This is a genomic window from Bacillota bacterium (assembly GCA_009711825.1).
Lineage (GTDB): Bacteria > Bacillota > Proteinivoracia > UBA4975 > VEMY01 > VEMY01.
Genome location: VEMY01000010.1, coordinates 67,701 through 89,153 on the forward strand (window position 1 = coordinate 67,701; position 21,453 = coordinate 89,153).

The following is a 21,453-nucleotide window of genomic DNA, read 5'->3' on the forward strand; positions in this document are numbered from 1 at the left end:
ACCTCCTCACTACTTATATACTTTGATTACGACATCGGGACAAATGCGGGCGCACATTGCGCAGCCGATACATTTGTCCATCTCCCTGACCGTAGCGGCCCGATATCCTTTTTTGTTAATCTTCTCGTCCATCACAACGATTTTTGTCGGACAGACGCTTACACAGAGTTCACACCCTTTGCAGCGATCGCGGTCAAATTCTACTTTGGGCAAAAAACTCTACCTCCTTTAACTTAAATATGCGGGGAAAAGACTGATGTCCATGCTAAAAAGCTGCTCTAAATGGGTCGATAGTTCCGGCAGAATCTCCGGGCGGGCACAATGCCAAAGCACAGGAAGCTTCAGACTTGCCGCTGCTTCAGCGATAATTTTGGCGCCCTCAATTACATCATTGGCTGTGGTCTCCCGGCCCAGGTTGGTATTGTTAATCAGCGCATTCACCCGTAACCCTGATTTTGCCTCAATCCGTGCGGCCGCTTCCACAATTCCGGCAGCTGTGCTGGTAAACGGACGGCTACAGTTTACAACCTGCCAAACCTCTGCCCCTGCTCGCAGCAGCCGCTCCCGGTAACGACCCAGAACAACCGAGCCGTCATCCCCACCGACATCGATGATTACACTGCCGGGCTGGGTGAGCGCTGCATCAACTCGGGGCGAAAGTGCAGGTAAATCTGCGTTCTGCAAGCGTTGATTGAACACAAATTCGATATCTTTATCTGCTAATTGTGCTTTTGCTTCCCGGGACCGGAAATACGGGTTAACAATGTCCAAATCGACCAAAATCACCTTTTCTTCAACGGCCTTTTGAACCGCAAGGTTTAGTGCAAATTCAGTTTTGCCGCTGCCGTACTCGCCAACTACAATTATTTTCTCTGTCATTTTTCCTCCGGGATTACTTGTATTCCCTGGCCTGTTCCCTTCCTTCCAGCACCCTGAGTCCACCCAGGGCAAGGGCCAGCATTTCGTCTTCCCCGGGATAAACTTTCACCGGCGCAATAAACGATACCCGCTCCTCAATCCAGGGCACCAGCAGTTCCCGGTCGTATGCAAGGCCACCGGTCAGCACAACGGCATCGACATCGCCCCGCAGCACCGCGGCACAGCTGCCTATCTCTTTGGCCACCTGATAAGTCATGGCCCGGTAAATTAATTCCGCATCCTTATCGCCTGCACTGACGCGCTCCTGTACTTCCCGCCCGTCATTTGTTCCCAGATAGGCGACAAGGCCCCCTTGTCCTACAAGCTTTTTATAGAGCTCTTGCTGGCTGTACTTGCCACTGAAACAGAGCTTGACCAAATCCCCCACCGGCAGGCCGCCGGCCCGTTCCGGCGAAAATGGACCTTCACCATCTAATGCGTTATTTACATCCACAACCCGGCCGCGACAATGGGCGCCTACGGAAATGCCGCCACCCAAATGTACGACAATCAGATTCACCTTGTCATAATCACTATTAAGCTCTGCAGCAGCCCGGCGGGCAACCGCCTTTTGATTGAGAGCATGGAAGATACTGCGTCTTTCAATTTCAGGCATGCCGGAAATCCTTGCCTCTGGGTTCAGCTCATCAACCACCACCGGGTCGACAATAAACGCCTGAATATCAAATTGGCTCGCGATTTCCCAGGCAATAATGCCACCTAGGTTCGAAGCATGCTGACCCTGCAGGCCCTGACGTAAATGCTCCAACATCAACTCATTGACAGTGTACGTGCCACCGGCGATTGGCTTCAGCAGCCCGCCCCTGCCAACAACAGCCGACAGCTTGTTGAGATTTATCCCCTGGCTATGGAGCGTCTCAAGAATTACATCTTTGCGGAACTGGTATTGGTCGATGATCGATTCGTACTGTTTCAGTTCATCACTGCTATGGCGCAATGTCTGCTCCAACATCGGCCGGTCTGCTTCGTAAACAGCAATTTTGGTTGAGGTGGAGCCGGGATTAATTACCAACAGGCGGTGTTTGGCAGTCATTGAATTCCTCCTTAAAAACCGGGGAGTTGTGCGATTATCTCCACAACTCCCCCGGCAATACTTACCTAACGCTGAATGAAGTTGCTGCGTACCCGGCCAATCTTCTCGATACGTTCTTCAGCCATACGATCAGCAGCTTTGTAAGTGGGGATATTATCCCGTTTGGCAATTTCGATAACCTTGGCGATGTTGTCATAAATTGTGGAAACCTTGGCCATCGCCCGCTCCTCATTGTAGCCATTCAATTCATCGGCGACATTCATCAAACCGCCGGCGTTAATAACATAATCGGGGGCGTAGAGGATGCCTTTTTCGTGGATAACGTCACCATGACGGTCTTCCTTGAGGACGTTGTTGGCTGCGCCGGCAATAATTTTGAATTTAAATTGGGGAATAGTTTCATCGTTAATGATAGCACCCAAAGCGCAGGGGGCGAAGATATCGCATTCCACACCATAGATGGCATCGGGCTCAACAACTTTGGCGCCAAATTCGTTGACAACCTTGTCAATCGCTTCCTGGTTGATATCACAGACAATCAGCTTGGCGCCAACTTCATGCAGGTACTGGCAGAGATAGTAACCAACATGGCCAACACCCTGCACGGCAACGACTTTGTCTTTGAGGTCGTCGGAGTCCCAGAGTTCCTTGGCGCAAGCCTGCATGCCACGGAAGGTGCCGTAAGCGGTCTTAGGCGAGGGGTCGCCGCTGCTGCCCTTGGCCTTGGAGACGCCGGTGACAAAATCAGTTTCCAGGTTGACAATATCCATGTCCTGAACAGCAGTTCCTACGTCCTCAGCAGTGATATAGCGGCCATTGAGGCTCTGGACAAAGCGGCCAAAGGCACGCCACAGCTCTTCGCTCTTGTCCTTTCTGGAGTCGCCGATGATAACTGCCTTACCGCCGCCCAGATTCAGGCCGGCTGCTGCCGCCTTATAGGTCATACCCCGGGCCAGACGCAGAACGTCCTCAATTGCTTCGTCTTCGCTGTCATAGTTCCAGAAGCGGGTGCCGCCCAGTGCGGGCCCCAAAGTGGTGTCATGAATTGCAATCATTGCCTTGAGACCGGAAGTTTTGTCATGACAGAATACCAGTTGCTCGAAACCGTATTTCTCCATGTACTCAAAAATCAACATTTAAAACCCTCCCAGTTTTGTTATTATTACTTGCCTTGAGCGGCAATAATGGCGCCCAGGGCAATTGAATTTAACTTAGCTTCCCGGCTGTCTGACCGTGAGGTCAGAACAACAGGAGCGCGTGCGCCGGCAATGACCCCCGCAGCCCGTGAACGGGCAAAGTAAATGATTGACTTATACAACACATTGCCAGCTTCAATCATCGGAACCAGCAGAATGTCGGCATTGCCTGCCACCGGTCCGGTAATACCCTTAATTTCAGCGGACTTGGCGCTGACAGCGCCATCCAAGGCAATTGGCCCGGAAACAATCGCTCTGCCGATTTCGCCCCTCGCAGCCGCTTTCGCAAGGCCGTCGGCGTCAATGGTAGCCTGCATCTTGGGATTGACAACCTCCACTGCAGTCAGTGGCGCAATCCGTGGCTCCTCAATTCCCAAGGCATTGGCAACATCAACGGCGTTCTGGGCAATCTGAATCTTCTGTTCCAAGTCCGGCGCGATATTCATGGCGCCGTCGGTGAGCATAAACAAACGCTCATAGCCCTCCACTTCCAAGACTGCCACGTGACTGAGCAGGCGGTCTGTTCTCAGCCCCTCGTCCTTATCCAAAACTGCCCGGAGAATATCTGCGGTTCCAACTTTGCCTTTCATCACCAGGTCTGCCTGCCCGCCGCTTACCATGGCTACAGCTGTTTTGGCGGCTTGAACAGGATCCGGCTCATTGAGCAGCGAACATTGCGCAAGATCTAAACCAACTTCAGCGGCCACCGATTTAATCGTATCCTCATCGCCAACCAACGTGACAGACACGACTCCCCAAGTAAGCGCATCGCCAACAGCCTGCAGCGCATCTTTATCCTGGGCCGCGGCCACAACCAGACGTCGACGATTGGGCAACGTCCTGGCAGCTTCCAGAATCTGCTCCATTTTGGTAAACATAGTCCTCACCTCCGACCTAAACATATTCCCGGGGCTGCTCAGCTCCGGAAAGGACCCGCAAGCACCCCTCAACCAGGGCCTGGAGTTCATCTTCGCCGGGATAAATCAACACCGGAGCAATAAAGCGCACATGGTCTTTGATCCAGCCAACCAAACGGTCTGAATGAGCCAAGCCGCCGGTAATCACTATCGCCCGGACAGCACCGGACAGAACCGCAGCCATCGCCCCCACCTCTTTGGCAACCTGGTAAGCCATGGCGTAAAACACCGCTTCCGCTTCTTGGTCACCGTCCAGAATGCGGTTTTCGATCTCCATGCCGTCATTGCTGCCGAGATAAGCCAGCAGCCCGCCTTGCCGGGTCAACTTGCGCAGAAGCTCTGACTCGGTATACTCACCGGAAAAGGCCATTTTGAGCAAGTCACCTGCCGGCAGACCACCGGTGCGCTCCGGCGAAAATGGTCCCGCCTCGTTGGCATTGTTCACATCTAGCATTCGACCGGCCAACAGCGGCGCCACCGAAATACCACCGCCAAGATGGACGACAATCATATTTGCCTCCCCAAGGGGCTGCCCCAAATCTTCTGCCGCCCGATGCGCGACCGCACGGATGTTCAGGGCGTGGGACAGACTGCGCCTAGGTATTTCCGGCATGCCCGAAACCCGCGCCTCAGGAATGAACTCATCAACAGCCACCGGATCAACGATGAATGCAGGTATGCCCAGTCGCTCTCCTAGAGCATGGGCAATCAATCCACCAAGATTTGAAGCATGTTGACCCTGTACACCCACACGTAGATCTGCAAGCATCTGTTGGTTCACGGGATAGGTGCCACCGGCTAGCGGTTTCAACAGGCCTCCCCGGCCAACCACAGCAGACAACTGATCCCGAACCGGGGTCTTCTCCAACCACTCTTCCACAAGCTTGAGACGGTAGTCTAGTTGATCACTAATTACAGGCGCCAATTCATCTACTTGGTGCCGCAGAGTCTCGGAAGCAAATTGATCGGTACCTTGAAAAATTGCCAGCTTGGTTGAAGTTGAGCCAGGGTTTATGGCCAGTATCCATTGGGTCATTTTTACACCTCGTTATACTATTTCCCTACATAATTCCTTGTAATCCGGCCGATTTCGTTTAACCGCTGCTCGACAAGCTTGTTCGCGGCTTCATCGGTTGTTATCCCTTGTTCTTTGGCGGCTGCAAAGATATCCAACAAACGGTTATAAATCATGGACGCCTTGCGGAAAGCCCTTTCTTTATTGTAACCTTCCAACTCGTCAGCTACCTGGATCAGACCGCCTGCATTGGCAACATAATCCGGCGCGTAAAGAATGCCGCGGTCGGCGACTGCCTGAGCGTGCCTTGGTTCTGCCAGAACGTTATTGGCAGCGCCGGCTATACCTTTGCACTTCAACCGAGGGATGGTGTCGTCATTGAGCACGCCACCCAATGCGTTGGGAGAATAGATGTCGCATTCCACGTCATAAATACTGTCGGGAGCCACAATCTCAATCTGATATTTCTCTTGTACAGCCTTTATGTTGTCTTCGTTGATATCACAACCAATAACCTTGGCGCCTTCTTCAATCAGGTGTCCTACCAAATGCAAACCAACCTTGCCCAGCCCTTGGACAGCGATGACCTTGTCCTTAAGCTCGTCGTTGCCAAACAGCTCCTTGGCGACGGCCTTGATTGCCCGCCAGGTGCCATATGCAGTGATAATTCCAGAGTTGCCACCGCCACCATATTCAGCCGGCAATGCCCCAACATACTTGGTTTCTTTCAGCGCAATAACAAAATCATCAAAGGTGGTTCCCACATCGGTCCCGGTCATGAAGCGGCCGTTAAGTACCTCGACATAGCGAGCAAAAGCCCTGAACAAGCCTTCGGATTTGTCTGTAGCGGGATTGCCCCAGATAAGTGATTTGCCGCCGCCATAGTCCACACCAGAAACCGCGGATTTGAAGGTCATCCCCTTGGATAGCCGCAATACGTCCAGAACAGCTTCCTCTTCGGTGTCGTAATTCCACATCCGGCATCCACCTAACGCCGGTCCAAGAGTGCTGTCATGGATGGCTATCAACGACTTTAACCCTGTGGTGCGATCATGATTAAAAAACAGCTGTTCATGACCTTCCTTTGCCATAGTCTCAAAAATCTTCAAGCCCCCTACCTCCCTTATTATTTGTACCATTTATACAATGCAATTATTATGCCAAAAAAGGGTGAGCAGTACGACTGTGTCTGTACTGCTCACCCTTGCAAAAGATTTCATTACCGTGCAAAAATATGCATGCAACATTGTTCAAGCAAGGCCGTGGCGCTCAATCTTATAATAAAGACTGCGCAGCGAGATATTCAAGTCGCGCGCCGTTTGGGTCTTATTTCCCCGATTGCGCTCCAGAATACGCTGAATATATTGCTTTTCGAACTGGCCGACTGCTTCATCCAGCGATGCCGCAACATCGGCCTCGGTTACCCCCGCATCCACCGCCCGGGGCATTTCGCTGTTCAACTCGGGCAAGTGTCCCGGACGAATGATCGTTTCATTGAATCGCATGTTTATGATCGCCCGTCCCAGGACATTCTCCAACTCCCGCACATTTCCCGGCCAGTCGTAGGCCTGTAATGTTTCCAAAACTTCTGGAGACAAATCCTCCACCACACGCCCGTATTCCTGATTAAACTTGCGCAAAAGATGTCTTGCCAATCGGGGAATCTCCTCCCGGCGGGTGCGCAGGGGCGGAATATAAATCGGCACAACACTGATCCGGTAATAGAGATCTTCCCTAAATTTGCCGGCAACTACTGCCGACTCTAAGTCAATATTAGTAGCTGCAATTACCCGCACATCGACAGTAATTGTAGCGGTGTCCCCAACGCGGGTAATCTCCTTCTCCTGCAAGACGCGCAGCAGTTTGGCTTGCACGCTTAAACTTACTTCGCCAATCTCATCAAGAAAAATGGTTCCGCCGCTGGCCTGTTCAAACAGTCCCTTCTTGCCACCGCGACGGGCGCCGGTAAAAGCGCCTTCAACATAACCAAACAACTCGCTCTCCAGCAGATTGTCAGAAAGCGCCGCACAGTTCACCCGAATAAACTGATTATAACGACGCCTACTGGAATTATGAATTGCATGGGCGAAGAGCTCCTTACCGGTGCCACTCTCTCCCAACAACAAAATTGTTGCCGGGGTCTCGGCAACTTTTCGCGCCTGTTCAACCGCCCGGACCATTTCCCGATTTTCGGCGATAATATCATTAAAATCATATTTTGCTTCCAACGTCCGAATAATCTGTTTGGCCTTATCCAATTCTTCCGTGAGCCGCTTGATCTCAGAAATATCGTGAATTACCGCCACACTGCCTTTAAGCTGGTCATTAACAATGATTGGCGCCGCATCGACCAGCACCTCTTTTTTTGCCGGGCCAACCCGCAACTGTACGCCCCGCATTGGCATTTTTTCCGACAGTACCCGCATATGAACGCTTTCGCCTTCGGCAATGTCTACTGTGGCCGGTTTGCCCAAGACATCAGATTCGGCGAATCCGGTCAGGCGTTTATAGGCAGGGTTAAAGAGAATCCCCTTGCCCTCGGTGTCCACCACAGAGATTGCGTCCTGGGTAGCATTGATAATTGCCTCAAGCATCCCCTGAATTTCCCGGAGATTTGTAATTTCTTCGGCTTGTTTACGCACTTCTGAGATATTTCGAAACACCGCCATTGCTCCGATAACCTTGCCGGCATCATCCTGCAATGGGATTCTGCTGGTGAGGATTATCTGATCATCCAGCTGTTGCTGTTTGTTCAGCTCCTCAACGCCCGAAGCCAGCACCCGCGGCAAACGGGAATTAGGTATAATCGTTCCCACCGGTTTTCCCAGCGCCTGTTCTCTGCGGGTGCCGAGAATCTCCGCCGCAGCAGAGTTAATGTGGGTGATTTTACCCTGAACATCGACAGCGACCAAGCCATCATGCATCGTATTGACAATTGCTTCGATACTAATCGGTGGCAGCTCACTCAAACCAGATGCCCCCTTTGCATAATTTTGCACTATGGGGTATTCGCCACCGGTCTAATTTATTCCTGCCGTTGCCGGCCCAAATAATCCAACCAACCTAGGATTGGCAGACGCTGTATTAATCGTGTAAAAGAATACAGTTCTCCCACCAGATTGAGAACGAAAACGAAAAGCAAAGCCAATAACCGTCCGCTGGGGGACAGTGTCAGGAACAAGGCCATTGCCGCCAGCGCTCCCACCAAATTAGCGCCAGCATCGCCCAACATAATTCTGGCCCGGATATCGCCGCCAAGAATGCCTAAGACCGCACCGGTGCCGATTGCTGCCAGCAGCTGCCCCTGCCCGGTGGTTAGCAGAACAATCGGCGCCAAAAGTAGCAGGGCGCCCTTAAGCATCCTCCCGGGGCGCAGGTCCAATTGATTAAACAAATTTACTGTTAGCAAGGCAGTTAATAAATCCGCCAGTGCCTGGATATTAAGCTGCGGAACAAATACCAGCCAGCCGGCGCCTGCAACCAGGGCCACCTTGACAATCCCTGTAGTCAGTTGACCGGCAAACAGTGCCCGAAAATGCCCCACGAAACCTCTGAACTCATGGTCGCCGATTGCGTCATCGATAAATCCGCCCATACAGGCTGCAGTAAGCCACAGTATGATTGAATGCTCTCGGTCAACACTGGTTAGCGTAAACGTCAAGATTATTGCCGGCAGCATAGCAATCCCAACTCCCGTGGGGATATGCACTCCCTGGTAATTGGCCTGGGTTAGTTTTCCCGCAAGCATATTTGCCACCGGCTGCTGGCAGAGCAATGTAACTAATCCGGCAATAACTATTGCACCTGCTACCGCCATCCAGCTGCCCCCCGGAACAGGGCCCCCAGAACAGCCAAAAACTGTTTTCCCCTGTGTTTAAAGCCCTGAAGCGTCTTGCCATGCCCCTGATGCACAAAGTTTGTGTCCACTTCCTTGACCACATAACCGCGTTTCAGCGCCCGAACCGTCAGCTCCGTCTCCAGTCCAAACCCGCCTGTTCCCGGCAGACAGCGTTCCAAGACTTCTCTTTTGGCAGCCCGCTGACCGGAAAGCGGCGCCTGAAGCCTCTGTCCAGTTAAAATGAGAATGCCGTAACTGGCCAATGACCGCACCAGTCCGAAGCCGCCGCCAGCGGAATGAATGAATTTGCCAATCACCATATCGCAACCACCACTGACAATCGGAACAAGTAATTTTGCCGCCTCCCGGGCGTGACGTCCCATGTCGCCGTCGATTAAAAGTATCACATCGCCAGTGGCCCGGGCCAGCCCGCTGCAAACAGCCGCTGTTTTGCCCCAATTGCGCCGATGACGTATCAGGGCTACCCCCTTTCCCTGTACCTTCGTTGCGGTATCGTCAGTACTGCAATCATCCACCACAATTACCTGCGCCGCCGGCAAGGTCGATTTTAGGGCCGAAACAGTGACAGTGATTTTCTCCGATTCGTTATATGCCGGAACTATGACCGAGATTCTCACTGCCCTGCCTCCCCCGGGAAAAGAACGGAATCGTGTCCGTAATGGCCAGACTGACCATGAAGCACTGCCGCCAGACTGTACAGACCGTGGGGGGTATCCAGATGGGAGACCGACGAGTAAAGCGCGTGCTCAAACAGTCCGGCAAGTGACCCTCGCTGACCCTTGCCAACAGCCACCACCGGCATGCCTTTGTCCAACATAAAACCGCCGAGCTCAGTTATAAATTGCATGTTGGTCTCCGGGCCCACAACAAGCACAACGATATCCGGAGCATGCCACTCGCCTTCAAAAGACAAATTATCCTGGAGCGGACCCAAATAATATTCTTTACCGTCAGTTATTGCCCTGCCCACCAAAGTTGCGGCTTTACTGGTCACATCCCCCAGCAAAAGCTGGACATCAATCACGTTTTCCATCAGGTAACTCCCCAGTTCCGCCGGCATAAAATCCTTGCCATCATGGACCAACATCACCTTTTGCTGGATTGGATTCAACTGCAGATACCACTCTGTCAACTGCTCCACTAACTGACGGGCCATTAGCATTGACGTACTGAATTCCTCCAACTCCTGGCTCAGCGAAACATAATTTTCATGTAAGTGGTTGTTTTTTTGCTCCAGGTCCTGAATTACTTCCCTTTGCTGCCGGATGATTATATCATCGCTGGTGGTGCTGCCGATAAATATACCCATCGCCAAAGCAATAAAAATGCCAATTACCGTTATCAGATGTTGTTTATACCCGGTCACTTTCAGCCCCCCAACACCGCAGCGCTTAATTTGTAAATCAGCAAACTCACTAAATGTCGAAAATCAGATGACGCATAGAGCAGGGCGAGAACCGGCAGCAGGGCAGCGCCGAACAAGGCTGCTATCCATCCCGGACCCGGCCCGGTTTGATACAATTTGCTCAATCCCCTTGCGTCCACAAGCTTGTCACCCACCCGCAATCGGGTGAGAAAGGTGCTGGCCATTCCGGGCCGCCCCTTATCTAAAAAATCGACCATGTTGGAGTGGGTGCCCACGGCGACAATTAAGTCTGCTCCCTGGGCATGGGCCAAAAGCATTGCCACATCTTCGCTGGTGCCAGGCGCGCAAAATACATCGGCTTTAAGCCCCAGCGTGTACAGACGCTCCAAACCGGGCGCCCTGCCATCACTGTAGCCATGAACAATCAATTGGGCGCCGCATTGCAAGGCTCGGTTGCTGACACTGTCCATGTCTCCGAGGATTATATCTGGTTTTAAACCCTGTTCCAGCAACGCATCAGCCCCTCCGTCAACTGCTAATAGCAGGGGATGACGCTCGCGAATATAATCAGAGATTATTTTTAGATCTTGCCGATAATCCCGACCGCGAACGACCACGACCACCGGGCGGTCATGAATACTATGTTCCAAGGGGGGAATTTTCAGGGGTCCGAGGACAATATCCTTTTCCCGTTTGGCATATTCCAGCGTATTTTCAATGAACCGGTCCAGCTCCTCTGTCAGGTTGGCCCGGGTCGAGGTGAGCAGCAAATCTACCGCTTCAGCAGTCAGAGGCGCCCCCAGCTGAAACGACGCGGAACCGCCTCGAAGCCGATTGTCGGAGGAAATGGATACATCTGTTCCGTCGGCAAGACTCCACAATTCTTCGGGGACCATATCATAGAGCTTGACCCCTTTTGCCAATAAGAGCGAGGGCCCCTCATTGGGATAGCGGCCACTAATAAACTTTTCGGTATTAAGTACCGCGACGACGCCGCTGAGGGCCAGGCCTTCCGCGGCAACCAAATCCAAATCCCGGTGGCCTATCAGCGCGATATCCCCTCGTTTTAACAAAGGAATTAAATCTTTCGTCCGTCTGCCTTTCCTGAACCTGCCTGCAGTCAATTCATTCACCCCATCAAAACTAGTATTGCATGTCCTGTCCCAGCTTATCCGGGTAATGAAAAAAGGGCCGCAGCCCTTAATTTTTCAGTTTTAGTCGCAATTTATCAGCCAACAAAGCAATGAATTCGGAATTTGTCGGTTTGCCCTTGTCATTGCGTATAGTATACCGGAACATCTTGTTGATTGTTTCTAAATCACTGCGTTCCCAGGCAGTTTCAATTGCATGGCGTATTGCCCGCTCTACCCGGTTGGGAGTAGTGTGGAACCGTATTGCAATCTCGGGATAAAGACTTTTGGTGACACTGTTCAATATCGACATGTCCTCAATAACCAGAGTAATCGCCACACGTAAATATTGATAGCCTTTGATATGAGCAGGCACACCAACTTCATGCAGCATCTCGGTAATCTGGGTTTCCAAGTCCGGGCCCTTTTCAGTTGAATATGTATTGTCAGCGTGTTCACGGGTAGCTGCTGTTTCGAGACCAGCTGGATTTTGCAATTCTCGAATTCGCTTGATTAAAACCTCTATATTAAACGGTTTGAGAACATAGTAATCGGCGCCCAAACGCAATGCTTGCTGAGTTATGTTTTCTTGACCAAAAGCGGTGAGCACAATCACTCGGGGACGATACTGGCCATTTGAATTCAGTCGCTCAAGAACCCCCAATCCGTCCAAATGGGGCATAATAATATCGAGAATAAGCACGTCAGGCTGATGCTTTTCCACCTTTTCGACAGCGTCGAGTCCATTATTTGCCACAGCCAACAATTTGATATCCTGCTGTGCGGAAATAAATTCGCAAATTAAATTGCATAGTTCCCTGTTATCGTCAGCAACAACTACAGATATCATACCCTTCAATCCCCTCATTTTTTACTTACTGGAAAAACATTCTACATTAAAGTTCAAATATCCTGCAAATTATAAATTAAAGCCTCCAGATAATCTGGAGGCAGAGCCGACTCTAATTCTGACAACAAACCTGATTCAATTACCATCCATTCTGCAAAACATCCATAACCCCGATCTGGTTCATTGATAAACACATGGGTCACGGCGCCAACCAGTTTCCCCTCTTGGATAATCGGGCTACCGCTCATCCCTTGAACTATCCCGCCTGTCGCTTCCAACAGTCGGACGTCAGTGACTCTAATCACCATGCCTTTGCTAGATGGCTGATTCTGGATAAAAACTTTTTCGATCTCAATTTCAAAGCGTTCTATTTTGTCGCCTTTAACGACGGTGAGAATTTCTGCCTTACCTGTTTTTACCTGATGCCGCAATCCCAAAGGCAGCGCCTGCTGAACATTTTTTTCGGGAGTTCTGGATAAATGTCCGAAAATTCCCAGTTCAGTATTGAAATTGATACTGCCTAAAGATTGTTGCTCAGCATCCACTGTTCCTTTTTTCTCGCCCGGCTTACCCCTTGCGCCTGGCTCAATTGCGATGATCTCAGCATCCACAATGCGTCCGGATTTTAAATCCACCGGTTGGTTGCCACTGCCGTCGGTAATCATATGACCCAGCGCGCCGTAGATACCGCTTTCGGGATGATAAAAGGTCATGGTCCCTACACCGGCGGTTGTATCCCGTAACAGCAAACCCAGTCGATTTTTCTTTAGTTGCTGGCAGTACTCCGGCTGTATACGCAGTCTGATTGTTTCTCCGTCCCGCAGAACACTGAACTCCAACTCTTCCCCAGACTGGCTTAATTCGTCCAGAACAGCAGCCGACTGTTCAATATTGACCAAAGGCTTCCCCTCGACAGCAACAATTATGTCTCCCTCCTGAAAACCTGACTCACGGGCCAGTTCAATAGCGCCTGCCTCGGTGTAAACAGCATCCAGACCGCTGACCAAAACTCCCTCGTCCGATAATTTTACGGCGATGGAATGTCCCGAAGGCATCAATTCCAGGGGTGGAATAACCGTGACCCGCAAGTTACCCATGGGCAATATGCCCATGAATTTAAGCGATAAATCGTAGCTGCCAATCTCTGTTGTGTCAAACAGCATGTCATCCAGTTTTCCGGCCATATCTTGCAGGCCTTTATCCGAAAGCTCGATTCCCCAGGGCAAATCAAAATCAAACGGTTGTTCCTCACCCTGAAACAAGGTAACTTCAGTGGGGAAGCTCCCCAGCATCTTCAATGCGGGAACTGTCAACATCACGACAGTCAGTAAACACAAGCCAACGGCTGTGATTATTCTGTTTCGCAAATTGTGTGTTTCCTCCTCTACCACCACACCTGCAACCTGTATTTAGTTCTAGTTTTAAATTTGCCGTCTGGGATGCTTTATATGCTGTTAATAACTCGCTGACCTAATAATTTTCACCCAGTCTGGGAATTATATATTTTTCGGTTGGTTTTCCCTTCCTGCTTATAAAAATAAAAACAGGGTTGTTAGCACAGCCCTGTTTAAAATTTTTTAAACTGATTTTGCCTTGATTTTTCCGGCCAACCCCAACATCTCCCGGGCATGTCGAAGGGTCGCAGGTGTAACCTCTGCTCCTCCCAGCATCCTGGCCAGTTCCTCGACCCGGCCTTCCTGATCCAGTCTTCGCACCATGGTCTGGGTCCTGCCGGCTGCCGCTTCCTTCATAATGTAATAATGGCTGTCCGCCATAGACGCTACCTGTGGCAGATGCGACACACAGAGCACTTGCCTTTGTATCGAGACGGAGGCGAGCTTTTCTGCAACTGCCTGGGCTGCCCTGCCACCAATCCCAGCATCAACCTCATCGAAAACAATGGTTTGCACCGGCTGCGCTGTTGCCAGGATGTTGAGAATTGCCAACATAATTCGGGACATCTCGCCGCCGGAAGCTATTTTTGCCAAGGGTTTTAAGGGCTCGCCCGGGTTGGGTGCAATCATGAACTCCACCTGATCAACTCCGGTTTCCGTGGCCTGTAGATTTTTCGCGTCCACAGGTATTCCTGTTTCTGATTCTGTACAATCGAACTGAACCTCAAACCGGCTGTTTTTCATCTGCAGATAACTGAGCTCGGCTACGATTTTCTGAGCTAGATCAACAGCAACTCTACGTCGGCAAGCAGATAATTTACCCGCCGCTATTCCGGCATTGCGGGAAACTTCTTTGATCTCCGTCACCAACTGCCCATGCCTCTGTTCAGAAGCCCGTATCGCCTCAATCTCCGCAGTTTTTTGTTCCAGCCAGTTGAGTACAGCTTCAACGGAGCCACCATATTTTCGTTTCAAATCATTAATCAAATCCAGGCGCTGCTCTAATTCCTCCAAGCGTTGCGGATCGAAATCAAAGCCGTCAACAAACTGGCGCAACTGCCGGGCACTCTCTTCTATTGTATACAATGATTCCTCCAATTGTCCGGCTGCCTGATCTAAACTGCCGTCCAAACCATCAAAACGCTTTAATCCTTCCACCAGCGCGCCAAGGATTTGCACCACTGCCGGCTGCAGCTCCTCCCCCTGATAGAGATTGCTATAACCTTGTTCACAAAGCTCCAGCAATTGCCGGGCGTTTAGCAACAGTTTCCGTTCAGCCAACAGCTTATCTTCTTCGTCTGCTTCAAGTTCCGCCTGCTGAATTTCATTGATTTGGTATTGGAGCAAGTCCAACGTACGTTCCCGTTCAAACTCATCACCATGCAGCGAAGCCAGCTCAGTTTGGAGCGTTCGAAGCTCTTGCCATAAACTATGGTACTCTTGTCGCAAGCACAATAGTTCTTGGCCGCCGAAACTATCTAAGATTGCCAGATGGGCAGCGGGATTGAGAAGCGTCTGGTGCTCATGCTGGCCGTGGATTTCCACCAAAACGGCGGAAACCTCCCTGAGCTGGGCGAGGTTTACCGGCCGACCGTTAATCCGGGCCTGACTTTTACCCCCGGCATACACTTCCCGCTGTAAAATTACAGTCTCGTCTCCTGAATCGAGCCCGTTGGCCGCCAGCAGCTCCCCTACTATTTCCGAGCTGTCGAACTGAGCTGTTACCACTGCCCGCTCAGCGCCGCTGCGTACCAATTCGGATGAAGCCCGGGCGCCTACCACCTGATTTAGGGCATCGATGATGATTGATTTACCGGCGCCGGTCTCACCAGATAGGATGTTCAAGCCACTGCTCAGTGAGATTGTCAGTTTATCGATTAGTGCAAAATTCTCGATGCTGAGTTCCCGCAACATCTCGACTCCCCCTTACCCCCTCCGGGTTTGTTCCATAAGTTTACAGCGCAAGATATCAAAAAAGTTTTTCCCTCGCAGGCGAATTAGCGCAGTAACATAACGGGAATGTTCGATTTCTACCCGATCTGAATTTTGTAGATACATACTGTGCTGACCGTCGACAGTCAGGACAATTTCCTGTTGGGGGGAGCCGACATCGACTGTAATTTTTGCCGACTGATCGACCACCACCGGACGCGTCTGTAGTGTATGGGGACAAATAGGCGTTATTACGAACACGCGGACGTTGGGCGAAATAATCGGCCCACCGGCAGACAAAGAATAGCCGGTTGACCCCGTGGGCGTTGACACAATTAGCCCGTCTCCATGATAATTGCCGACCAGGACCCCATCCACATACCCGTCGAGACGGATAATCCGGGAAAGCGGTCCCTTGGTGATTGTCGCTTCATTGAGGGCAAAGGTCTGCTCAACCAGTTGACCTGAACGCAGAACCCGGACGCTTAACATGCTCCGCTTCTCAATAAAGTATTCGCCGTTGACCAGCTTAGCCAGATCTGTCTCCAACTCGGCAAGATCAACTTCCGTTAAAAAACCCAGGTGACCCAGGTTTACCCCCAAAAACGGGATGTTTAGCGTACAATAATGACGGGCGACGCTGAGAAATGTACCGTCACCACCCAAAACCATAATCAGATCTACAGGCGGCAACGGCCCGCAGGTTTCCAGCTTCTGCTCGCCGCAATTCAGTTCCTTTTGGCACCAAACTGTAATTCCCTGCTTGCGCAGACATGCATAGATGCGCTCCGCCACCTGCTGAACGTTTGGCTTGGCCATATTTGCAATGATTGCTACTGATTTCATAATATCTACCTCAACAAAAGGTACAGCACAGCGCCAAGACAAAGCGCCGTCGCCATAGCCAGAATATGTTGAACAATCCTCCGATTACTGATTACAATCGTTCGCAATTTTCCCTTGTCCATATCGACACTGATTATGCCGTGGGGATTAAAAGCAATCTGATATTCCAGGATCCTGCGGCGAATATCGGCGTTCCGTACCGAACTGGTACCGGACCGAGCATTTACCTCCACCACATACTTTTTAAACCCGCTGGTGACTACCAAATCCGCCCGCACTTTTTGCAGATGCTTGCGCTCGTCAATGCGAAAGTCCAAATATTTTACCACAGCCAGCGCCCGAATCCTATAACCCTGCTCTTGCAAAAACTCGGCCGCTTCATGTTCGAGCTTGCGAGGTGTTTCCCGGTATCCATACCAATCCCGCACAAATCTGTAGAGCAAAATCAAAAACGCGAAACTGCAGATCAGTGCATAGTCAAAAGCTGTAAGCAAGGGACCACCCCCTGAAAAGCGTTCCCTGTATAATTCCACAAACGCCACGCTATTCCTGCGATTAACAAAAAAAAACCGGAAAACGGTTTTTCAGAAATTTGCCTGTGCAGCGTCAACGACCTCAGCGGGAGTCGGAGGATTGCTAGAGAACCGGGAATCAAAGCCTCCATGGGCCAGATACTCAATATTGCCCTGGGGGCCCTGGATAGGTGAAAAATCCAAGTGGGACAAATAAAACCCCTCTTTCCTGGCCACAGTCAACACCGAATCCAAAACCTGAACATGAATCTCAGGATCCCTTACTACTCCTTTTTTGCCGACCTGCTCCCTGCCCGCCTCAAACTGCGGTTTGATCAACATCACCACTTCTGCCGGCGGCGCAAGTAAACGGGCGATTACCGGCAACACAAGGCGAAGGGAAATAAAAGCGACATCTATACAGCAAAAATCCGGCACGCCCGCGGTGAAAGCCTGCGCTTGGAGATGTCGAATATTGGTCCGTTCGAGATTAATTACCCGCTCATCTTCCCGCAGTTTCCAGGCAAGCTGGCCGTAGCCGACATCGACAGCGTAGACCAAGACTGCCCCTGACTGGAGGCAGCAGTCGGTAAACCCGCCTGTGGACGCGCCAACATCCAATACGATGCGACCGCCCACTTCAAGGCCGAATTCATCGATAGCTTTAGCAAGTTTGAGTCCGCCCCTGCTGACATACGGGTTGGGCTCACGTAAACTGACGACGGTCCCCTCTGCAATCAAAAATCCGGCCTTGTCCACAGTTTCGCCATTAACCATTGCCTGGCCAGCCATTATCAGGGACCGGGCACGGGCACGGGTTTCCGCAAGGCCACGCTCGACAAGAATCAAGTCCAGCCTTTTTTTTCCTGCCATTGACTGCCGCCATCCTCCATTATTTTATCAACTGCGTCAACGATATCGGAGCTGGTCAGCCTGCAAACGGTTGATAACTGCTGATGTGTGCCGTGGGTAACAAAACCGTCACCAACCCCCAGCAGACGGAGACTGGGCGTAAGTCCCGCCATGCTGCAAAACTCAGCGATTGCGCTGCCAAGGCCGCCGGCCGTCACGTGCTCCTCCACAACAACCACTCGTCCGCACCGTCCTATGGTCTGGGAAAGCAAATCTTTATCCAGGGGTTTGACAAACCGGGGGTTGATTACCGCGGCGCTAATCCCCCTGACGGCCAATTGACTTTGGGCCTCCAGGACAGCAGGCAAGGTGGTGCCCAAACCAATCAGAACCAGATCCCGGCCATCCCGCAACAATTCGCCTTTACCCAGCGCCATCGGCGTAGACAAGGTAACAGGCAGCTTTTTGGCGCCGCCCCGGGGGTAACGGACAGCAATCGGTCCGTTATGCTGAACGGAGAGTTGCAACATTTGCTCAAACTCCCGGTAATCCTTGGGCATCATTATTGCCATATTGGGGATCGCACGCAGCATCGAGATATCAAACAAGCCGTGATGCGTCTCTCCATCCGCGCCCACCAGGCCGGCCCGATCCACAGCAAACACCACGGGCAACTCGGGCAGGCAGACATCATGGAGGATTTGGTCATAGGCCCGTTGCAAAAAAGTAGAGTATACAGCCACCACCGGCCGATAGCCGGAACGGGCCAAACCAGAGGCGAGGGTTACCGCATGTTGTTCCGCAATGCCTACGTCGATGAACCGTCCGGGAAACCGCTGGGCAAATTTTGTAAGGCCTGTACCGTCAGGCATGGCAGCTGTAATTGCCACGATTCGAGGATCATTTTCAGCCAGGGCGCATAATTTTTCTGAGAAAACGCTGGTATAGGAATCACCGTTGTTTTTTTTCAGCTCCCCAGTCTCTTTGTCAAAGGGTCCGACACCATGATAAAGAGCTGGATTTAATTCCGCCGGTTTATAACCCTTGCCTTTGTTGGTAATTGTATGAATCAGAACCGGACCCTGGTACTGTTTCGCTTTTGCCAGAACCTTCTGCATGGCGCCGATATTATGACCGTCTATCGGCCCTAGGTATGTGAAGCCCAGCTCTTCAAATATCATTCCGCTGACCAAAAGGTATTTCAGGCTGGATTTGACCCTGTCCATTGTCTTGTAAACTGTGTCGCCAATCGCAGGAATCCTGCGCAATAAAAACTCAATGTCCTGCTTGGTCCGGGTGTATTTTGGATCTGTCCGCACCCGGCTTAAATAGGCGGAAAGACCGCCAACATTTTCAGCAATTGACATCTCGTTATCATTGAGAATCACTGTTAGATTGCAATGCAAACACCCGGCATGGTTCAGGGCTTCAAATGCCATGCCGCCAGTAAGCGCACCGTCGCCAATCACAGCAACAACATGATAATCGTCCTGGTTTAAGTCCCGGGCGATGGCCATTCCCAGGCCAGCGGAAATCGAGGTGCTGCTATGCCCAGTTTCAACTATATCGTGACTGCTCTCAGAACGTTTGGGAAAACCGGAAAGCCCGCCAAATTGGCGTATCGTCTTAAACCGATTGCGGCGCCCGGTTATCAGTTTATGCACATAGCACTGATGCCCTACATCCCAGATAATTTTATCTGTAGGTGAATCAAATACGCTGTGTAACGCCAGGGTAAGCTCAACAACACCGAGATTGGATGCCAGATGGCCGCCGGTATTGCTGACAACAGCTACAAGCTCTTGGCGAATCTCCTCCGCCAACTTATTAAGTTGATTGACAGACAAATTTTTTAAGTCCGTTGGTTGGGCTATTGAATCCAAAATTCTCTCCATATTAAGCGCCTCGCTTTCCAGGCCAAAGCTTTTGAACGTAAAATATTACTCTTCCGGCAATCATTAATATATCCGGCGCCCTGTTAATAGCCAAGGTCTTGCCAATCCCCTTGCCGCCAACCGTCAGGGAGGCAACCAATGCGGTTAGAATTATACTTAAGTATGTGCTTTCTGCAATAATATTATCAGTGGCCAGTTGAAAGATGATTGCCGTAGCTGCAGCACCACTGATAATTCCACTGATATCTCCGACCACATCATTGCAGAACGTGGCTACCTGCTCGGAATTTTTGGCCAGAGACAATGCCTGGCGGGCGCCAGGCAATCGTTTAGCGGCTTTGGCGTTCAGTGGTGGCAAAGAGGAAACTGCGGCAGCAGTGCCGATTGTATCAAACACAACCCCCAGCAAGATTATTGCCAGCAAGACCAATAACGACCCAATGAGTCCAAGCCAGCCTAAAAGTGATTGGGAAACAATATTAAAAAACAAGGATAAAAAAAAAGTCCATAATAAAATATTGCGCAACCAACGCATTGACTGCTTACCGTTAGCCAAAAGAACTCACCTCTGACTTCCGACTTCAATTCCGATTCAGACATCTTATATGTAAGGGGTGGTAGCTTGGCAAGTAAATGCTGCGGCTTAGGTCTAGCAGGTTTTCCCAACGGTTCACCAGCTGTCGCCAGACTGGCGGTTCCCCTTTAAGCCCCGCCCCGACTAACGTCGGCGCCAGATAGCCACTGAGACCGCACTTTAATCCCTGCCAAGCCTCTTTACAGAACAGCCTAGGAGCTTTCCTCAACGGTACAACCCTCTGCCCTAGCCTCTTTTGCAATTTAGGTTTCAAGCGCCTGAGCACAGTTGGCGTAGGCCAACGCCAGCTGCGCGGAATACCGCAATCCACCTATTTCGCTCAAGGCAGGCTACACTGCACACAGCCCCTCTTAATATCGGTCGGAACCGCATACAGGTTCTTCCCAAGCCGTAGCACTATACCCTCTGCATAGCGCCACGCACTTGGGTCTCCACGAAGGCGGGGTCAACGCCTACATGCCCTTGTAGATCGCCCCATCCTTCTTAACTCCCAGCACCAACCCCCAACGGGGCGTCGGCAGCCGGCACCAGGAACTTCATCGATGTGCCCTTTGACGGATTTTTAGGCCCGCCCTCAGACAGAGGTGCACCGACTAGGATACTGCACCACCCTGAATGGTATTATCAGTTTAACATTTATACGATACTCATACAATATATAATAATCTCTGAGAATCCATTTTCTTCAAGTTAATAAATATGCAATTAAACCACCTAAAACCGCACCGGAAAAGACTTCAAAAGGCGAATGTCCTAGCAATTCTTTTAATTTTTCTTTTTCATTGACCAAATTGCTGCCATGGTAGAGGCGCGGAATCAGTGTATTGAGAATTCGGGCCTGCTTACCTACTGCCCGGCGCACACCAGCTGCATCATACATCACTATTAACGCCAGCACCAAGGCAATCGCAAAAGCCGTGGAATCCCAACCTTCTACAATACCCACGGCGGTAGTCAAAGCAGAAACGAAAGCAGCATGGGAGCTTGGCATGCCGCCGGCTCCCACCAGCCGGCTGAGGTTGAGCTTACGGTGGGTTAATAGGTCAAAGAACACCTTTAACAGCTGGGCAACTGTCCACCCCGCCAATGAAACCCAAAAAATTTTGTTGTCAAAAAACATCT

The 21,453-nt window shown here is 51.1% G+C and carries 21 protein-coding genes; all 21 read right to left on the reverse strand.

What is annotated here, in order from left to right; genetic code table 11:
- Positions 1–9: 9 nt before the first annotated feature.
- Positions 10–213, reverse strand: coding sequence for a 4Fe-4S dicluster domain-containing protein (locus tag FH749_05145; protein MTI94861.1), 204 nt, complete (start codon positions 211–213; stop codon positions 10–12).
- Between the two features lie 15 nt (positions 214–228).
- Positions 229–879 (reverse strand): hypothetical protein, encoded by a 651-nt coding sequence (locus tag FH749_05150; protein ID MTI94862.1) that lies wholly within the window; start codon positions 877–879, stop codon positions 229–231.
- Positions 880–892: 13 nt separating this feature from the next.
- Complete coding sequence (locus tag FH749_05155) at positions 893–1,972, reverse strand: butyrate kinase (protein ID MTI94863.1); 1,080 nt, start codon at positions 1,970–1,972, stop codon at positions 893–895.
- Between the two features lie 65 nt (positions 1,973–2,037).
- Positions 2,038–3,108 (reverse strand): Glu/Leu/Phe/Val dehydrogenase, encoded by a 1,071-nt coding sequence (locus tag FH749_05160; protein MTI94864.1) that lies wholly within the window; start codon positions 3,106–3,108, stop codon positions 2,038–2,040.
- A gap of 26 nt (positions 3,109–3,134) precedes the next feature.
- Positions 3,135–4,046 carry a bifunctional enoyl-CoA hydratase/phosphate acetyltransferase gene (locus tag FH749_05165; protein MTI94865.1) on the reverse strand — a complete coding sequence of 304 codons (912 nt, stop codon included), beginning with the start codon at positions 4,044–4,046 and terminating at the stop codon, positions 3,135–3,137.
- A 16-nt stretch (positions 4,047–4,062) separates the two neighbouring features.
- Entirely contained in the window at positions 4,063–5,121 is a 1,059-nt protein-coding gene (gene buk, locus FH749_05170) for a butyrate kinase (protein ID MTI94866.1), read from the reverse strand.
- 17 nt (positions 5,122–5,138) lie between these two features.
- Positions 5,139–6,239 (reverse strand): amino acid dehydrogenase, encoded by a 1,101-nt coding sequence (locus FH749_05175; protein MTI94867.1) that lies wholly within the window; start codon positions 6,237–6,239, stop codon positions 5,139–5,141.
- A gap of 111 nt (positions 6,240–6,350) precedes the next feature.
- The gene (locus FH749_05180; protein MTI94868.1) at positions 6,351–8,024 is read right to left on the reverse strand and encodes a sigma-54-dependent transcriptional regulator; all 1,674 of its coding nucleotides are present in this window, start codon (positions 8,022–8,024) and stop codon (positions 6,351–6,353) included.
- 101 nt (positions 8,025–8,125) lie between these two features.
- Positions 8,126–8,917, reverse strand: a complete 792-nt coding sequence (locus FH749_05185; GenBank protein MTI94869.1) for a hypothetical protein — start codon at positions 8,915–8,917, stop codon at positions 8,126–8,128.
- A complete protein-coding gene (locus FH749_05190) occupies positions 8,908–9,576 on the reverse strand; it encodes a glycosyltransferase family 2 protein (protein ID MTI94870.1) in 669 nt (222 codons plus the stop codon). The genes FH749_05185 and FH749_05190 overlap by 10 nt, the downstream gene beginning before the upstream one ends.
- Positions 9,573–10,355: a hypothetical protein gene (locus FH749_05195; GenBank protein ID MTI94871.1), complete on the reverse strand. Its 783-nt coding sequence runs from the start codon at positions 10,353–10,355 to the stop codon at positions 9,573–9,575. Before FH749_05195 ends, FH749_05190 begins: the two co-directional genes overlap by 4 nt.
- The gene (locus FH749_05200) at positions 10,328–11,458 is read right to left on the reverse strand and encodes a hypothetical protein (protein ID MTI94872.1); all 1,131 of its coding nucleotides are present in this window, start codon (positions 11,456–11,458) and stop codon (positions 10,328–10,330) included. Before FH749_05200 ends, FH749_05195 begins: the two co-directional genes overlap by 28 nt.
- A 67-nt stretch (positions 11,459–11,525) precedes the next feature.
- Positions 11,526–12,305, reverse strand: a complete 780-nt coding sequence (gene spo0A, locus FH749_05205; protein MTI94873.1) for a sporulation transcription factor Spo0A — start codon at positions 12,303–12,305, stop codon at positions 11,526–11,528.
- Between the two features lie 53 nt (positions 12,306–12,358).
- A complete protein-coding gene (spoIVB, locus tag FH749_05210; GenBank protein MTI94874.1) occupies positions 12,359–13,672 on the reverse strand; it encodes a SpoIVB peptidase in 1,314 nt (437 codons plus the stop codon).
- A gap of 210 nt (positions 13,673–13,882) precedes the next feature.
- Positions 13,883–15,613 carry a DNA repair protein RecN gene (gene recN / locus FH749_05215; GenBank protein MTI94875.1) on the reverse strand — a complete coding sequence of 577 codons (1,731 nt, stop codon included), beginning with the start codon at positions 15,611–15,613 and terminating at the stop codon, positions 13,883–13,885.
- Positions 15,614–15,625: 12 nt separating this feature from the next.
- Entirely contained in the window at positions 15,626–16,477 is an 852-nt protein-coding gene (locus FH749_05220) for an NAD(+)/NADH kinase (GenBank protein ID MTI94876.1), read from the reverse strand.
- Between the two features lie 5 nt (positions 16,478–16,482).
- Positions 16,483–16,971, reverse strand: coding sequence for a hypothetical protein (locus FH749_05225; protein ID MTI94877.1), 489 nt, complete (start codon positions 16,969–16,971; stop codon positions 16,483–16,485).
- Positions 16,972–17,061: 90 nt separating this feature from the next.
- Positions 17,062–17,862 (reverse strand): TlyA family RNA methyltransferase, encoded by an 801-nt coding sequence (locus tag FH749_05230; GenBank protein MTI94878.1) that lies wholly within the window; start codon positions 17,860–17,862, stop codon positions 17,062–17,064.
- Positions 17,835–19,736 (reverse strand): 1-deoxy-D-xylulose-5-phosphate synthase, encoded by a 1,902-nt coding sequence (gene dxs / locus FH749_05235; protein MTI94879.1) that lies wholly within the window; start codon positions 19,734–19,736, stop codon positions 17,835–17,837. The genes FH749_05230 and dxs overlap by 28 nt, the downstream gene beginning before the upstream one ends.
- 1 nt (position 19,737) lies before the next feature.
- Positions 19,738–20,292, reverse strand: a complete 555-nt coding sequence (locus tag FH749_05240; GenBank protein ID MTI94880.1) for a hypothetical protein — start codon at positions 20,290–20,292, stop codon at positions 19,738–19,740.
- Positions 20,293–21,016: 724 nt separating this feature from the next.
- Positions 21,017–21,451, reverse strand: a complete 435-nt coding sequence (locus FH749_05245) for a divergent PAP2 family protein (GenBank protein ID MTI94881.1) — start codon at positions 21,449–21,451, stop codon at positions 21,017–21,019.
- Between the last annotated feature and the right edge of the window lie 2 nt (positions 21,452–21,453).

Coding starts and splice junctions, on each gene's coding strand:
- FH749_05175 (MTI94867.1), bottom strand. CDS start 6,239: ATGGTACAAATAATAAGGGAGGTAGGGGGCTTGAAGATTTTTGAGACT.
- FH749_05180 (MTI94868.1), bottom strand. CDS start 8,024: ATGCATGATGGCTTGGTCGCTGTCGATGTTCAGGGTAAAATCACCCAC.
- dxs (MTI94879.1), bottom strand. CDS start 19,736: ATGGAGAGAATTTTGGATTCAATAGCCCAACCAACGGACTTAAAAAAT.
- FH749_05245 (MTI94881.1), bottom strand. CDS start 21,451: ATGTTTTTTGACAACAAAATTTTTTGGGTTTCATTGGCGGGGTGGACA.
- FH749_05230 (MTI94878.1), bottom strand. CDS start 17,862: ATGGCAGGAAAAAAAAGGCTGGACTTGATTCTTGTCGAGCGTGGCCTT.
- spo0A (MTI94873.1), bottom strand. CDS start 12,305: ATGATATCTGTAGTTGTTGCTGACGATAACAGGGAACTATGCAATTTA.
- FH749_05165 (MTI94865.1), bottom strand. CDS start 4,046: ATGTTTACCAAAATGGAGCAGATTCTGGAAGCTGCCAGGACGTTGCCC.
- FH749_05150 (MTI94862.1), bottom strand. CDS start 879: ATGACAGAGAAAATAATTGTAGTTGGCGAGTACGGCAGCGGCAAAACT.
- FH749_05220 (MTI94876.1), bottom strand. CDS start 16,477: ATGAAATCAGTAGCAATCATTGCAAATATGGCCAAGCCAAACGTTCAG.
- buk (MTI94866.1), bottom strand. CDS start 5,121: ATGACCCAATGGATACTGGCCATAAACCCTGGCTCAACTTCAACCAAG.
- FH749_05155 (MTI94863.1), bottom strand. CDS start 1,972: ATGACTGCCAAACACCGCCTGTTGGTAATTAATCCCGGCTCCACCTCA.
- recN (MTI94875.1), bottom strand. CDS start 15,613: ATGTTGCGGGAACTCAGCATCGAGAATTTTGCACTAATCGATAAACTG.
- FH749_05160 (MTI94864.1), bottom strand. CDS start 3,108: ATGTTGATTTTTGAGTACATGGAGAAATACGGTTTCGAGCAACTGGTA.
- FH749_05185 (MTI94869.1), bottom strand. CDS start 8,917: ATGGCGGTAGCAGGTGCAATAGTTATTGCCGGATTAGTTACATTGCTC.